This is a genomic window from Corallococcus praedator, assembly GCF_003612125.1.
Classification (GTDB): Bacteria; Myxococcota; Myxococcia; order Myxococcales; family Myxococcaceae; genus Corallococcus; species Corallococcus praedator.
This window is the reverse complement of the sequence record NZ_RAWI01001422.1, coordinates 1-388: the sequence shown is the minus strand read 5'-3', so window position 1 is coordinate 388 and position 388 is coordinate 1. Positions and strand designations below refer to the sequence as shown.

General features: G+C 68.6%; 1 protein-coding gene. It reads right to left on the bottom strand.

Annotated features, from left to right (window positions below; all coding sequences use genetic code 11):
• The coding region (locus tag D7Y13_RS44725; protein ID WP_500683221.1) for a phosphoglucose isomerase-related protein at window positions 1-388 on the bottom strand (388 nt) is incomplete at both ends.

Below are 388 nucleotides of genomic sequence, written 5' to 3'. Positions count from 1 at the left end.
GCCTTCGCCAGTTCCTTGCCCAGCTCGACCCCCCACTGGTCGAAGCTGTCGATGCCCCAGACCGCCCCCTGGGTGAAGACGCTGTGCTCGTAGAGGGCGACCAGCGCGCCGAGGGTCGCCGGGTCGAGCCGCTCGGCGAGGATCGTGTTCGAGGGCCGGTTGCCCTCCATCACCCGGTGCGGCACGACCGCCTCCGCCGTCCCCTCCTCAGCCACCTGCTCGGCGGTCTTGCCGAAGGCAAGCGCCTGCCCTTGGGCGAAGACGTTCGACATCAACTTGTCGTGGTGGTCGCCGAGCTCGTTCAGCGAGTGGGCGAAGCCGATGAAGTCGGCCGGGATCAGCCGCGTCCCTTGGTGGAGCAGCTGGTAGAAGCTGTGCTGGCCGTTGG